The sequence below is a fragment of the Microbispora siamensis genome, from assembly GCF_016863095.1.
Taxonomy (GTDB): Bacteria; Actinomycetota; Actinomycetes; order Streptosporangiales; family Streptosporangiaceae; genus Microbispora; species Microbispora siamensis.
Window position 1 is genome coordinate 1 of sequence record NZ_BOOF01000062.1, and the last position, 12,877, is coordinate 12,877.

Below are 12,877 nucleotides of genomic sequence, written 5' to 3' on the forward strand. Positions count from 1 at the left end.
TTCGCGCCCCCGACATTTCAGTGTCGCTCGCAGAGCCGATCAGGCCTTGGACGGATCTTTAGCGAGCTCACTCCTCGCCGGAGAACCTCTCCCAGGCGGACTGGCGGGTCATGCCGAGCGCGGCGCCGATCCTGGCCCAGGTGGCGCCCCGGTCGCGGGCCCGATGCACCCACACCCGCAGGCTGTCCTCGACCTGCGCGCTCACCTCGGCGACGCGCGGAAGGAGCTCCAGGATCTGCTCGACGGTCATGCTCTCGGTGTAGGAGATCTCCGGAGTCCCGACGGACTCCGCCGCCAGGATCTCGGCGCAGAGCCCGACACACTCGTTGCAGATGTAGACGCCGGGGCCGGCGATCACCTTGGCCACCTCGGTCTTGGACTTCGAGCAGAACGAGCAGCGGATGTCCTGTTCCGCCAGAGAAGGAGCCGGCATGTCGCCTCCAGGGGATGTCTTGTCAGGCTGTCCTTGACACTCAACGGCAAGACTAGACCGTCAGGAGCAGCCTGACAATGGCTCATCCGGAAAGCGGGCTTTCCCGCGCCCTATAGCTCAGCTCTTGGGGCCGAAGGCGTGCGGGACCTCTCCCTTACGGCCGCAGCGCGGGCAGGGCCGGTATCGCCCGGACCACCAGGTGGCCTTGAGCGTGCCGCTCCCCTTGCACTTGGGGCATTTGGACAGGTAGTTGCGTACGTAGTCGGAGACGAGCCAGATGCCGAAGAAGGCTCCGGCGAGGACGATGAAGGTCTGGGAATCCACCATGGCTCCGTAGTCGGGGGACAGATCGGCGACGAACGCGTCGCCGTACGGAAGCCGGTCGCGCGGGGGCGCGGTCACCGTCACTCACCGGCCGGGCGAGCCCGTGCGGGAGGCGGGCGCGGTTCGTCACCCGCACCGAAGGTGCGCGCATGGCCTGCGAGGGGACGCGCATCACTGCCTCCGTGAACACTGGTCGCACGGGAGAGGACGCCGCACGGCCTCCGGCCGGTGACAGCCGGGGGCCGTTTGGTTGGAGTCACAGGACCCTGGGTCGCGGCGGCCCTCAGACCCGCTCGGGCTGGAGCTCCGCCGCCTGCTCCACACCACCCGTCCGAGGCCGGCGCAGGACGACGTACGCGGCCACGAGGGCGCTGACCAGCAGGACCAGGGAGACCGTGAAGGCCAGCCGGTAGCCGCCGGTCAGCGCGACCGCCTCGCTCGCGCCGCCCGCCAGCAGCCCCTCCGTACGGGAGGCGGCCAGCGTGGACAGCAGCGCGACGCCGGCGGCCATGCCGACCTGCTGGGTCGTGTTGAAGAACCCCGAGACCAGGCCCGCGTCGTCGGGGCGGGCGTCGGACATGCCGAGCGTGGTCAGCGCCGGGAGCACCAGGCCGCCGCCCATGATGAGCACCATCACGGGGAGCAGGTCGGTCACGTAGCGGGCGTCGACCGGGACGCGGGTGAGCCAGGCCATCGCGCCGATCAGGAGCGCCAGGCCGCCCAGCAGCACGGCACGCGCGCCGAAGCGGGTGCTCAGCCGCGGGGACACGAACAGCGACACCCCGGCGATGGCCAGCGCCGCCGGGAGCATGGCCAGACCGGTGTCGAGCGCGCCATAGCGGAGCACCTGCTGCATGAACAGCGCCACCATGACCTGGAAGGCGAACATCGCGCCCAGGGTCAGGACCTGCACCAGGTTGGCCCCGGCGACGGCGCGCGAGCGGAGGATCCGCAGCGGCATGAGCGGGGTCCTGGCGGTCGCCTGACGGACGAGGAACGCACCCAGCAGCACGAGCGACACCGCGCCGAACCACAGGGAGCGCAGGCCGTACCGCTCGATCTGGACCACGGCGTAGATGCCCAGCATGAGACCGGCCGTGACCAGCAGGGCGCCCAAGGCGTCCGCGCCCGCCGACAGGCCGAGTCCCCGCTCGGCGGGCAGCGCCCGGACCGCCAGCGCGATCGTGACCACGCCGATCGGCACGTTGATGAGGAAGATGTAGTTCCAGCCCAGCGCGTCGGTGAGGATCCCGCCGAGCACCTGGCCCAGCGACGCCCCGGCGGCGCCGGTGAAGCTGAAGACGCCGATCGCCTTCGCCCGCTCCCCCGCGTCCGTGAAGGTCGTCACCAGGATGCCGAGCACGACCGCCGAGGCCATGGCGCTGCCGACGCCCTGGAGGAACCGGGCGCCGATCAGCATCCCCGGACTGGCGGCGGCTCCGGCCAGCAGCGACGCGGCGGCGAAGACGGCGTTGCCCGCCAGGAACATGGCCCGGCGCCCGATCAGGTCGCCCAGCCGGCCGGCCAGCAGGAGCAGTCCGCCGTACGCGATGAGGTAGGCGTTGACGGTCCAGCTCAGCTCGGCGGGCGCGAAGCCGAGATCCCGCTGGATGGCGGGCATGGCCACGGTCACGATGCTGCCGTCGAGCACCGTCATCAGCATCGTGGCGGACAGCACGCCCAGCACGAGCCAACGAGATCGGGATATACGCGACATGGGTCGCCTCCTGTTCATGAGGAACAGGAACGACCGTAGCAGATAGTTCCGTTACAGACGATCCCTTATGGACCTATCAGCCTCGCTGACGCGCCCTCCGCACCGCCTGCGGCATCTCCACCGGAGTGGCCAGATGCCCCGTGACCAGCCGGTTGAGCGCACGCACGAGCACCTCCGCCTCCTCCTCCGGCAGCGACCCGAGAGCGGCCCGATGGACCCCGTCGACGATCTCCTGGCTCCGTTTCGCGACCTCCGCGCCCTTCTCCGTGACCGCGACGATCCGGGCGCGCCGGTCGGTGCTGGACGGCCGGCGCTCGGCGAGGCCGGCCTTCTCCAACGCGTCGATCGTGACCACCATCGTGGTCTTGTCCATGTCGCCGAGCTCGGCGAGCTGGATCTGCGTACGCTCCTCCTCCAGGGCGTGGACGAGCACGCAGTGCATGCGGGCCGTCAGGCCGATCTCGGCGAGGGCCGCCGCCATCTGCGTTCGCAGCACGTGGCCGGTGTGGTCGAGCAGGAAGGACAGGTCGGGCTCGTCACGCGAGGGTGCCATGGCGGTCATGCACCCAGGCTATCAATTCGTCCGCTTGCGGATTATCTTCAAAAGACCTTGCCGGCGACCGCCAGAAGTCACAGTGTCCGCAGGGCCGCCTCGATCGACGCCTGACTCGCCGGAACGAGCGGGAGCCGTACGGCGGCGGTGGGAATGCGGCCCCGCGCGTGCAGGACGCCCTTCAGGACGGTCGGGTTGGGTTCGGCGAACATGGCCGCCGACATGAGCGACAGCCGGTTACCGAGGGCACGGGCGTGCTCGACGTCTCCGGCCCGCCACGCCTGGACGAGCTCGGCGAATTCGCCGGTGCGCAGGTGTGCGGAGGCGAGGATGCCGCCGGAGGCGCCCAGGGCGAGCAGTGCGGACAGGAACGGGTCGTCCCCGGCCAGCACCGCGAAGTCCGCCGGTGGGTCGGCGAGCAGGGCGACCGTGTCGAGGTCGACGCCGCCGACCGCGTGCTTGACCCCGGCCACCATGGGCAGCTCGCCCAGCCGCCGCAGCGTGGCCGCGCCCACCGACTGCCCGGTCCGGTAGGGGATGTTGTAGACGACCAGCGGCACCGGGGTCTGCTCGGCCAGCGCGGTGAAGTGGGCGAGCACGCCGGCCTCGGACGGGCGGACGAACGCCGGAACCGTCACCAGCGCCGCGTCCGCCTCCCCCTTGAGGGCGCGCAGCGCCTCGGCCGTGCTCCGCGTGTCGGCCGATCCCGCGCCGACGGTGAGCGTGGCGCCCCGTTCGCGGCAGACGCGGCCACAGATCTCGATCACCGCGCGCCGTTCCTCCTCGGCCAGCGTGGCGACCTCCGCGGTGGTGCCGAGCGCGACGAGCCCGGACGCGCCGTCGTCGAGCACGGCGTGGGCCAGGTCTTCGAGCGCCTCGAACGCGATCTCGCCGTCCTCGGCGAACGGGGTGATCAGCGGGACATGGATGCCGGAAAGAGTCATACCGCGATCCTTCCGGCGAGCGACCATGTAGGTCCAGTTCGCCTTTCTGTCGAAACCGTTAAGCTGTACTGATGCTCGATGTCCGCAGACCCCTTTTGCACTGATGCTTGACGTACGCAGGCTCCGCCTGCTTCGTGAGCTCGCCTACCGGGGCACGATCGCCGCGGTGGCCGAGGCGCTGACGTTCACCCCCTCGGCCGTCTCCCAGCAGCTCGCCGCGCTGGAACGCGAAGCGGGGGTCGCCCTGCTGGAGCGCACCGGACGCCGGGTCGTGCTCACCCCCGCCGGGGTGGCGCTGGTGCGGCACGCGGAGGCCGTGCTCGAACGGCTGGAGCAGGCGGCGGCGGAACTCGCCGCGGCCAGGACCGACCTGTCCGGAACCAACCTGGCCGGGACCGTGCGGATCGGCGCCTTTCCCACGGCGACCCGCGCCATCCTCCCCTCGGCCCTGGCGGCGCTCGCCCGCAGTCACCCGGGCCTGGATCCGATGGTGGACGAGGTCGACCCGGCCGAGGTCGCGCCGCGCCTGCGCGCCGGTGAGCTCGACGTGGCCCTGGTCCACGAGTACGACTTCGTCCCGGCCGAGCCCGACCTCGCCCTGGACGCCGTCCCTCTCCTCGACGAACCCATGTACCTGGCCACCATCCGCCCAGTCACCGGAGAGGGGGACGCGGCCACGCTCCTCGCCTGCCGCGACGCGCCGTGGATCGTCTCCACTCCGGGCACGCTCTGCCACGCGATGACCGTGCGCGCCTGCCAGGCGGCCGGTTTCTCCCCTCGCGTACGCCACCACATCGACGACTTCGCCACGGTCCTCGCGATGGTCGCCGTCGGGCAGGGCGTGGCGCTCGTGCCGGAACTGGGAGCCGCCGACCCGCCCGGAGGCGTCACGCTGACCGCGCTGTCCATGCGCCGCCGCACCCGCGTCGCCTTCCGCCGGGGCGCCGGAGGTCACCCCGCCGTCGTCGCCCTGATCGCGGCCCTGCGTTCTGCCGTCGAATAGAACGTCGAATAGGACTCAGAAGACCGGGATGATGTCCTCCGGGTCGATGACGTCGACGTTCACGCCGTCGATGTCGAGTTCGGGGATCGCGGGGAACTCGATCCCCCACCGCTCGACGATCGCGCGTACGCGGGCCATCGCCAGCCGCCAGTTGTCGGCCTGCTCCTCGTACGAGAGCACGCCGAGGCCGCCCTCCCGCGCGTGGTCCATCAGCACCCGATGGTTGTGCAGGAAGTACGGCGGAAGCTCCCAGAACCCCTCGGGCGGCTCCCAGAGGATCATCGACAGGAACACGAACCCGGCGCGCAACTGCCGCGTGATCAGGCCGCGTACGTCGTCGGTGAGGCCGGGCCACTCGTTCTCCAGGATCGTCATGCAGATCTGGAGGTGCCGCGACTCGTCCCGTCCGATCTTGTGGAACATGTCCGAGAACAGGGGGTGCTCGGTGCCCGAGGCCATTCCCCGGAACAGCGTCGAGGCCGCCATCTCCCCCATCATGAAGCTCGTGAACAGCACGGCGAGCGAGTACTTGCCCACGGCCGCGTTGTAGCCGTTCCAGTAGCGCCCGCCGTTGTGGTAGAGCCAGCCGATGTTGTTGTGCGCCGCGCGCTCCAGGTCGGTGGAGGGCTGCCAGTCGAGCGGGCCCCCCGGCCACAGCCGCGCGATCGTACGCTGGCAGCACTCCTCGTGGTTCATCTCGTCACGGGTGATCGAGAAGAAGCACTTGCGGACGGGATCCTCCTCGTGCTTCTCGAACGCCTGGATTGTGGCGCGGGCGAAGACCGCCGGACCCGAGGCGTCGAAGTTGGCCAGCACGGAGAACCAGTACATGATTCCCAGCCGCTGCTCGGCCGTGAAGTCCCCGGGGTCGAGCAGGTCCCACGGCAGGTCGGCGGGGTTCCAGACCATGCGCTTGGACTTCTCGTAGATCGCCGCGAGCTTCTCGGTCTCCACCCGCCACTCCATCGGGTAGATGTTGGGCTGCGGGATCTCGGGAGCCGGCCAGAAGCCACCCTCAGGAACCACGACGTCCGACATCGCCTCACCATCCCGCGTGCGTGTGACCCGCCTCACCTTGTAACACCGTCAGCCTCATCCTGCGCCGTGCCGTCACACCAATCAAGTGCCCACACCGCGCCGCCCGCGGCTGGCTTGCGTGACCGCCACGCACACGAGCACGGCCAGGGCCGCCGTGATCGTCGCGACGCCGATCTCCTCGTGCAGCAGCAGCCAGGCCCACACCAGCGTGATCAGCGGCTGGGCGAGCTGGATCTGCCCGGCACGGGCGATCCCGCCCATCGCGAGCCCGGCGTACCACGGGATGAAGCCGAGGAACATCGACACCAGCCCGACGTACGCGAACCCGGCCACCGACTCCGCCGAAGGCTCCATGGGCGTGGTGACCGCCAGCACCGCCGTCACGGGCACGGTGAGCGGGGCCGCGAGCACCAGGGCGTACGAGATGACCCGCCAGCCGGGCGTCTCCCTGGCCAGGCGCCCGCCCTCGGTGTAGCCGACGGCGGCCGACAGCAGGGCGAGCACGAGCAGCACGTCGGCCCCGGCGAAGCGGCCGGTCCCCCGGGTCAACGTGAACATGGTGATCGACAGCGCGCCGGCCGCGCAGGCCACCCAGAACAGGGGTCTCGGCCGCTCCCCCGCCCGCAGCACGGCGAACGCGGCCGTGGCGGCCGGGAGCAGGCCGATGACGACGGCCGAGTGGGCCGTGCTCGCGCCGCCGTCCAGGGCCAGGCCGCTGAACAGCGGGAAGCCGAGGACCACGCCCAGCGCGATCATCGCGTACGACCGCAGGTGGGCGCGGGGCGGCAGGAGCGGCGCCCCTGCGGCCTTGAGGCAGATCACCGCAGCGAGCGCCGCGAGCGCCGCGCGCCCGATCGCGACCAGATACGGATCGAACCCCCGCATCGCGAACACGGTCGCGGGAAACGACCCCGAGAACGACAGGACACCCGCGCCCGCCAGGAGGCTGCCCCGCCACGCCAGGCGGCGAGGGGCATCCGCGGCGGGGGCGTCCGCTATCGGGAGGATGTCGATAGCGCTATCGTCAGCTTTCATGCACGACGATAGCAGTATCGCGCGTCTCGCCGCGATACTCCGGGAGGAGACGGAACGGTCGCGGCCGGGCGAACGCCTGCCGTCCAGCAGGGAGATCATGCGCCGCCACGGCGTGGGCCCGGTGACGGTCTCGCGGGCGATCGCGCAGCTCGCGGCGGAGGGGCGCGTCGTCACCCGTCCCGGCGCGGGCGTGTTCGTGGCCCCGGCCCGGCGGCCGGTCGCGGAGACGCCCGACCTGTCGTGGCAGACCGTGGCCCTGGGCGACCGGGTGGTGGACGACTCGGCGACGGCGAGCCTGCTGGCCCAGCCGCCCGACGGCGTCGTGCCGCTCACCGGCGGCTATCTCAACCCCGAGCTGCGCCCGGTGAAGGCGCTGGCCGCGGCGGCGGCGAGAGCCGTACGCCGGCCGGAGACGTGGAGCATGCCCCCGCTGAACGGTCTGCCGGAGCTGCGCCGGTGGTTCGCCACGGAGGTCGGCGGCGCGGTGACGCAGAACGACGTGCTCGTGGTGAGCGGCGGGCAGTCGGCGCTCACCCTCGCGTTCCGCGCGCTGGCGGCTCCCGGCTCGCCGATCCTCGTCGAGACCCCGACCTACCCGGGAGCGCTCGCGGCGGCCAGAGCGGCCGGACTGCGGGCGAGCGCGGTGCCGATCGACCGGGACGGCGTACTGCCCGACCTGCTGGCGGAGGCGTTCGCGATGACGGGGGCGCGGGTGTTCTACTGCCAGCCGACCCTGCACAACCCCACGGGGGCGACGCTGACCCGCGAGCGCAGGGAGCAGGTGCTCGCCGTGGCCCGGGCGGCGGGGGCGTTCGTGATCGAGGACGACTACGCGCGATATCTGGCCACAGGACCCATCCCGCCGCCCATGGTGGCCATGGACGCCCACGGCACGGTGGTCCACATCCTGTCGCTGAGCAAGATCACCTCACCCAGCCTGCGGGTGGCGGGCCTGACCGCGCGGGGCCCGGCCGCCCACCGGCTGCGGGCCTGCCAGGTGGTGGAGTCGTTCTTCGTCGCCCGGCCCCTGCAGGAGACGGCCGTCGAGTTCGTCGGCTCCACCGCCTGGCGGCGCCACCTCGGCACCGTCCGCCAGGAGATCGGCGTACGGCAGGCCGCGCTGCTGGCGGGGCTCGCCCGCCACGCGCCCGCCGCCGAGGTGCACCTGGCGCCTCCCGGCGGCCTGCACGTCTGGGTACGGCTGCCGCCCGGCGCCGACGAGGCGGAGGTGGCCGAGGCGGCCCAGGCGCGGGGCGTGCTGGTGAGCCCGGGGCGCATCTACTACCCCTCCGAGCCCCCGGGGCCACGGCTGCGGCTGACCCACACGGCCACGACCGGCCTGGCCGAGCTGGAAGAGGGCATCCGCCGCCTCGCCCCGGTCCTGTCCCATCAGCCACATGAGTCCCAGCAGTGAACCTTCGCCCCGGTTGAACCGTCTTTTCTCTGTCGCCCTTCATCCCCCCTTCACAGAGGAGACATTGTGCGCATCCGTTCACTGCTGATCGCGTTATGCGCCGTGCTCGCGTCAGCCGGCCTGCTCGTCGTCCCGTTCGCCGCCGAGGCCGCCTCCGCCGGGGCCTCCTCCGCCTCGGCGGGCTGTTACCGCCAGGTCGGGGATCACTGGGAATGCGTCACTCCCGGCGCGTTCTGCCCGGCGGCGGCCCACGGCAGGAACGGAACCTCGGAGGACGGCGACTCCTACCGGTGTGTGCAGGACGGCTCCTCCTGGCGGTGGAAGCCGGCCGGCTCGTCGGGCGGCTCGGCCCCGGAGCCGACGGCCAAGCCGACCCCCAAGCCGACACCGACTTCGAAGCCCACACCGACCCCCAAGCCCACGGCGACTTCGAAGCCGACGGGGGCGAAGTGCTCCCGGAGCTACCTGCCGCTGCCGGACCCGAAGTGCCAGCCGGGGGCGCGTAACCCCGCCGTCACCCAGGAGACGATCAAGTCGACGATCTGCGCGCCCGGCTACAGCAGGAAGGTGGCGCCTCCGGCGAGCTACACCAACGCCCTGCGGGTCACGCAGATCGCCCAGTACGGCTACGCGGACAGGAAGCCGTCGCACTACAAGGAGGACCACCTCATCCCGCTGTCCCTGGGCGGGTCGCCGAAGAGCGTGAAGAACCTGTGGCCCCAGCCGGTTCTCGCGGGCAAGGGGAAGACCCCGGCCGACAAGGACGCGGTCGAGCTCACCCTGTGGAGGGCCGTGTGCCACGGCGAGGTGTCGCTCGCCAAGGCGCAGCAGGCTGTCGCCAAGAACTGGCGGACCGCGGTGCGGCGGCTCGGGCTCTAGGCCACCTCCGACTGTCGTACAGTGGTCACGAGGGGTGATCGATCATGACGGGCCCGGCGGAGCTGCTCCGCGACTTCGTGAACACCTACGACGTCGAGGGAGACGCCGACGAGCTGGCCTCGCCGGCCGAGCTGTCCGTCTGGCTGCGCGAACGCGGGCTGATCGGCGACGACGACCGCGCCGCCGACGAGGACCTCGCGGTGGCGACCCAGCTGCGCGAAGGACTGCGGGCCGCGCTGCGCGGCAACCACGACGGGGGTCCGTACGAGGTTCCGGAGGGGCTGGACGCGGCGCTGGCGGGACTGCCGGTCCGCGTAACGCTCTCGGCGGGGACGCCGGCGCTCGATCCCGTGGGGTCCGGAGTGGCGGGCGGGCTCGCGCGGCTCGCCGCGCTGATCCCGGCCGCCCACGCCGACGGCACCTGGTCACGGCTGAAGGTCTGCGCCGAGAGCACCTGTCAATGGGCGTTCATCGACTCCTCGAAAAACCGGTCTCGCTCCTGGTGCTCCATGCGCGTCTGCGGAAACCGCACAAAAACCCGGGCATACCGGGCACGACGCCAGGCGGAAGGTACGCCGAGGCCCTCCTGACCAGTACGGTGTTACAGGCTAAGAAAGGAGCCCGCCGAATGGGTGTTAGAGCTGCCCGCCTCGAGGACGTCGACGCGGTGACCAGCACCCAGATCCGGGCGTGGAAGGCGGTTTATCGCGACTTCCTGCCACCGATCCCGTTGGAGCAGATGACTGGGCCGGCGGCGGAGAAGATGTGGCGCCGCCAGTGGGAGGAGGCGATCCTCTCGCCGCCCACGCCGCGTCACCGTCTGCTCGTCGCCGTCGAGCGGGTGGTGCCCGACACCGACGCGTTCACCGCGCTCGGCCCCGGCGGCATCCTGGCGACCGCGGCGCAGCGTGCCTCCGACCGGGTCGTGGGGCTGGCGTCGCACGGACCCGCCGAGGACCCCGATCTTCACCCGGCCACGACGGCCGAGTTGATGACGTTGCTCGTCGATCCCAACCACATCAGGCGCGGACACGGCAGCAGGCTGCTCAACGCGACCGTCGACCACCTGCGCGAGGACGGCTACAACACGGTCGTCACCTGGGTCTTCGCCGACAACCACCCGATGATCGGCTTCCTGGAGTCGGCCGGCTGGGGCGAGGACGAGGCCGAGCGCGTCCTCGACATGGGCCGCCCGATCAGGATGATCCGCCTCACCACCGACATCAGCTGAGTCCGCACCGGACCACGATCCTCTGCCTCCCTTCCCGCCCGTCCGTACGGCTTTCGCCCCCGGCGGTGTCGCCTCCGCCAACCCCGCTGTCACGAGAAGACGGGGGATTGGCCAAACTAGGTACGCCTTCACCGGCTACGCACAGGTAGGAAAAGGGAGTCTCGTGGCCACCCCAGCTCAATGGTTAGCGGGCGCACGCCCCCGTACGCTGCCCGCCGCCGTCGTCCCGGTCGCCGTCGGCACCGGAGCCGCCGTCGCGGAGGACGGCGCGGTCTGGTGGCGAGCGCTGCTCGCGCTGTTCGTCGCGCTGGCGCTGCAGGTCGGCGTCAACTACGCCAACGACTACAGCGACGGCGTGAAGGGCACCGACAAGGACCGGGTGGGGCCCCTGCGGCTGGTCGGCTCGGGCGTCGCGGCCCCGAAGCAGGTGCTCGCGGCCGCCCTCGGGTGCTTCCTCGCCGCCGCCGTCGCCGGGCTCGTCCTGGTGGTGGCCACCCGCGCCTGGTGGCTGCTGCTCGTCGGCCTCGCGTCGATCCTGGCCGCCTGGTTCTACACCGGAGGCTCCCGCCCGTACGGCTACCGCGCGCTCGGGGAGATCTCGGTCTTCGTGTTCTTCGGCCTCGTGGCCGTCGCCGGGACGACGTACGTCCAGGTGGAGCGGCTGACCTGGCTCTCGCTGGCCGCGGCCGTGCCCGTCGGGCTGCTGGCCTGCGCGCTGCTCATGGTCAACAACCTCCGCGACATCGTGACCGACGGCCCCTCCGGCAAGCGCACGCTCGCCGTGGTGCTGGGTGACAGCCGCACGCGCCTGGCCTACTCGGCGACCCTGGTGCTGCCCTTCGTGTTCGCGCTCGCCCTGGTGCCGGTGCGGCCCTTCGCCGCGCTGACCGTGCTGGCGCTCCCCCTCGTGGTGGCCCCGATCAGGACGGTCCGCTCGGGGGCGACCGGTCCCGCGCTGATCGCGACGCTCCAGCAGACCGGTCGCCTGCAACTCGTCTTCGGCGCCCTGTTCACCCTCGGCCTGGCCCTGTTCTGACCGGCGTCCGTCCTACCGTGAGCGGACACTGTTCACCGGGTAGTCGCGGAGGGTGATGTTCTCGGCGGTCTTCCGGGCGATCTTGGCGGCCATGTTCTTCCCCGGCAGGTAGGGCATGACCTTGTAGTAGCGGTTGAGGACCGAGGCCAGGAAGCGGCTGCCGGGGACCATGAGCTTGGCCACGCCGTCGCCCATCTTCTGGCAGCCCTCCGCGTACGCGCGCATCTCCCGCTCGTAGGCCGCGAACGCGACACGGTGGTCACCGTGCGCGGCGGCCAGTTCGCCCGCCAGGACGTACGCGCCGACCAGGGCGAGGCCGGACCCCATGCCGGACAGGGAGGACGGGCAGTAGGCGGCGTCGCCGACCAGGGCCACCCGCCCTCGGGTCCAGGCGTCCATGCGGACCTGGCCGACCGAGTCGAAGTAGAAGTCCGGCGCCAAACGCATGTCCCGCAGCAGCCGATCGCTCTGCCAGCCGTTGCCGGCGAACTGCTCGGCGAGGACGGCCTGCTGCCGGGCCACGTCACGGCGGTCCAGGTCCAGGATCGGCGAGCCGAAGTAGAAGACGGCCTTCGCCTCGGTGTTGTGACGCGCGCTGTACATCGCCACCAGCCTGTTGGCCGTGCGGTAGGCGTGTCCGATGTGGTCGAGGCCGAGGTGGTTGGCGGTGGTGAAGATCGCGCAGTAGAGGCCCAGGTGCCTGACGTAGTCCTCCTCAGGGCCGAAGGCCAGGCGACGGGTGGTCGAATGCAGGCCGTCGGCGCCGACGACCAGGTCGAACCTGCGCGGCGCGCCGCGCTCGAAGGTGACGGTCACCCCGTCGGCGTCCTCGCTGAGCGAGGTGATGGAGTCGCCGAAGACATACTCGGTGTGCTCCTTGGTGGCGTCGTAGAGGACGCGGGCCAGGTCGCCGCGGAGGATCTCGACGTCTCCGGCGAACAGGTCGGCGGGCAGCGTGGCCAGCGGCTTGCCGGCGCTGTTGACGTACGACATGGAGCCCATGCCGGTGCGGGCGCGTTCGATGTCGCCCAGGATGCCCATCCGGCGCAGGATCGACAGGTGCGCCTCACCCCGGAAGTCGACGGCGTAGCCGCCGTCGCGCAGGGCGGGAGCGCGCTCCACGATGGTCGGGGTGAAGCCGTGGCGGTGGAGCCAGTAGGCGAGGACGGGGCCGGCGACGGAGGCGCCGGAGATCAGCACGCTGCGGTTGGTCGTTGCGTTGTTCGTTGCGTCGTTCATGGCAGAGAGCCTGCCGGGGAGGGCTCACCGG

Annotated in this window: 14 protein-coding genes; 6 read left to right on the top strand and 8 right to left on the bottom strand. The window is 71.4% G+C overall.

Going from position 1 to position 12,877, the window contains the following annotated elements; translation table 11 throughout:
* Nucleotides 1–67: 67 nt before the first annotated feature.
* The 5 genes from Msi02_RS44690 to Msi02_RS38235 form a co-directional block, all read right to left on the bottom strand.
* Nucleotides 68–433: a ClpX C4-type zinc finger protein gene (locus tag Msi02_RS44690; RefSeq protein WP_204052652.1), complete on the bottom strand. Its 366-nt coding sequence runs from the start codon at nt 431–433 to the stop codon at nt 68–70.
* Nucleotides 434–550: 117 nt separating this feature from the next.
* Nucleotides 551–835, bottom strand: coding sequence for a hypothetical protein (locus tag Msi02_RS38220; RefSeq protein ID WP_204052653.1), 285 nt, complete (start codon nt 833–835; stop codon nt 551–553).
* Between the two features lie 205 nt (nt 836–1,040).
* Nucleotides 1,041–2,474, bottom strand: a complete 1,434-nt coding sequence (locus Msi02_RS38225) for an MFS transporter (protein WP_204052654.1) — start codon at nt 2,472–2,474, stop codon at nt 1,041–1,043.
* Nucleotides 2,475–2,550: 76 nt separating this feature from the next.
* Entirely contained in the window at nt 2,551–3,036 is a 486-nt protein-coding gene (locus tag Msi02_RS38230; protein WP_204052655.1) for a MarR family winged helix-turn-helix transcriptional regulator, read from the bottom strand.
* Nucleotides 3,037–3,104: 68 nt separating this feature from the next.
* Nucleotides 3,105–3,971 carry a 4-hydroxy-tetrahydrodipicolinate synthase family protein gene (locus Msi02_RS38235; RefSeq protein WP_204052656.1) on the bottom strand — a complete coding sequence of 289 codons (867 nt, stop codon included), beginning with the start codon at nt 3,969–3,971 and terminating at the stop codon, nt 3,105–3,107.
* A gap of 103 nt (nt 3,972–4,074) precedes the next feature.
* On the opposite strand from Msi02_RS38235, the gene Msi02_RS38240 reads away from it, so the two are divergent.
* Nucleotides 4,075–4,974, top strand: a complete 900-nt coding sequence (locus tag Msi02_RS38240) for a LysR family transcriptional regulator (RefSeq protein WP_204052657.1) — start codon at nt 4,075–4,077, stop codon at nt 4,972–4,974.
* A gap of 15 nt (nt 4,975–4,989) precedes the next feature.
* On the opposite strand, the gene Msi02_RS38245 is transcribed toward Msi02_RS38240, so the two are convergent.
* Both Msi02_RS38245 and Msi02_RS38250 read right to left on the bottom strand, forming a co-directional pair.
* The gene (locus Msi02_RS38245; RefSeq protein ID WP_079315752.1) at nt 4,990–6,012 is read right to left on the bottom strand and encodes a hypothetical protein; all 1,023 of its coding nucleotides are present in this window, start codon (nt 6,010–6,012) and stop codon (nt 4,990–4,992) included.
* 81 nt (nt 6,013–6,093) lie between these two features.
* The gene (locus tag Msi02_RS38250) at nt 6,094–7,047 is read right to left on the bottom strand and encodes a DMT family transporter (protein ID WP_204052658.1); all 954 of its coding nucleotides are present in this window, start codon (nt 7,045–7,047) and stop codon (nt 6,094–6,096) included.
* On the opposite strand from Msi02_RS38250, the gene Msi02_RS38255 reads away from it, so the two are divergent.
* From Msi02_RS38255 to Msi02_RS38275, 5 genes are all read left to right on the top strand, one after another.
* Nucleotides 7,046–8,461 carry an aminotransferase-like domain-containing protein gene (locus Msi02_RS38255; RefSeq protein WP_204052659.1) on the top strand — a complete coding sequence of 472 codons (1,416 nt, stop codon included), beginning with the start codon at nt 7,046–7,048 and terminating at the stop codon, nt 8,459–8,461. The genes Msi02_RS38250 and Msi02_RS38255 overlap by 2 nt on opposite strands.
* Before the next feature lie 66 nt (nt 8,462–8,527).
* Complete coding sequence (locus tag Msi02_RS38260) at nt 8,528–9,340, top strand: hypothetical protein (protein ID WP_204052660.1); 813 nt, start codon at nt 8,528–8,530, stop codon at nt 9,338–9,340.
* A 44-nt stretch (nt 9,341–9,384) separates the two neighbouring features.
* Nucleotides 9,385–9,930, top strand: a complete 546-nt coding sequence (locus Msi02_RS38265) for a CGNR zinc finger domain-containing protein (protein WP_204052661.1) — start codon at nt 9,385–9,387, stop codon at nt 9,928–9,930.
* 38 nt (nt 9,931–9,968) lie between these two features.
* A complete protein-coding gene (locus tag Msi02_RS38270) occupies nt 9,969–10,571 on the top strand; it encodes a GNAT family N-acetyltransferase (protein WP_030510708.1) in 603 nt (200 codons plus the stop codon).
* A 163-nt stretch (nt 10,572–10,734) separates the two neighbouring features.
* Complete coding sequence (locus tag Msi02_RS38275; protein ID WP_079315756.1) at nt 10,735–11,607, top strand: 1,4-dihydroxy-2-naphthoate polyprenyltransferase; 873 nt, start codon at nt 10,735–10,737, stop codon at nt 11,605–11,607.
* Between the two features lie 12 nt (nt 11,608–11,619).
* On the opposite strand, the gene Msi02_RS38280 is transcribed toward Msi02_RS38275, so the two are convergent.
* Nucleotides 11,620–12,846: an FAD-dependent monooxygenase gene (locus tag Msi02_RS38280; protein ID WP_204052662.1), complete on the bottom strand. Its 1,227-nt coding sequence runs from the start codon at nt 12,844–12,846 to the stop codon at nt 11,620–11,622.
* Between the last annotated feature and the right edge of the window lie 31 nt (nt 12,847–12,877).

Excerpts from the sequence above, each read along its gene's own strand:
- Msi02_RS44690 (WP_204052652.1), bottom strand. The coding sequence starts at position 433 with ATGCCGGCTCCTTCTCTGGCGGAACAGGACATCCGCTGCTCGTTCTGC.
- Msi02_RS38225 (WP_204052654.1), bottom strand. The coding sequence starts at position 2,474 with ATGTCGCGTATATCCCGATCTCGTTGGCTCGTGCTGGGCGTGCTGTCC.
- Msi02_RS38230 (WP_204052655.1), bottom strand. The coding sequence starts at position 3,036 with ATGACCGCCATGGCACCCTCGCGTGACGAGCCCGACCTGTCCTTCCTG.
- Msi02_RS38235 (WP_204052656.1), bottom strand. The coding sequence starts at position 3,971 with ATGACTCTTTCCGGCATCCATGTCCCGCTGATCACCCCGTTCGCCGAG.
- Msi02_RS38240 (WP_204052657.1), top strand. The coding sequence starts at position 4,075 with ATGCTTGACGTACGCAGGCTCCGCCTGCTTCGTGAGCTCGCCTACCGG.
- Msi02_RS38245 (WP_079315752.1), bottom strand. The coding sequence starts at position 6,012 with ATGTCGGACGTCGTGGTTCCTGAGGGTGGCTTCTGGCCGGCTCCCGAG.
- Msi02_RS38255 (WP_204052659.1), top strand. The coding sequence starts at position 7,046 with ATGCACGACGATAGCAGTATCGCGCGTCTCGCCGCGATACTCCGGGAG.
- Msi02_RS38250 (WP_204052658.1), bottom strand. The coding sequence starts at position 7,047 with ATGAAAGCTGACGATAGCGCTATCGACATCCTCCCGATAGCGGACGCC.
- Msi02_RS38265 (WP_204052661.1), top strand. The coding sequence starts at position 9,385 with ATGACGGGCCCGGCGGAGCTGCTCCGCGACTTCGTGAACACCTACGAC.
- Msi02_RS38270 (WP_030510708.1), top strand. The coding sequence starts at position 9,969 with ATGGGTGTTAGAGCTGCCCGCCTCGAGGACGTCGACGCGGTGACCAGC.
- Msi02_RS38280 (WP_204052662.1), bottom strand. The coding sequence starts at position 12,846 with ATGAACGACGCAACGAACAACGCAACGACCAACCGCAGCGTGCTGATC.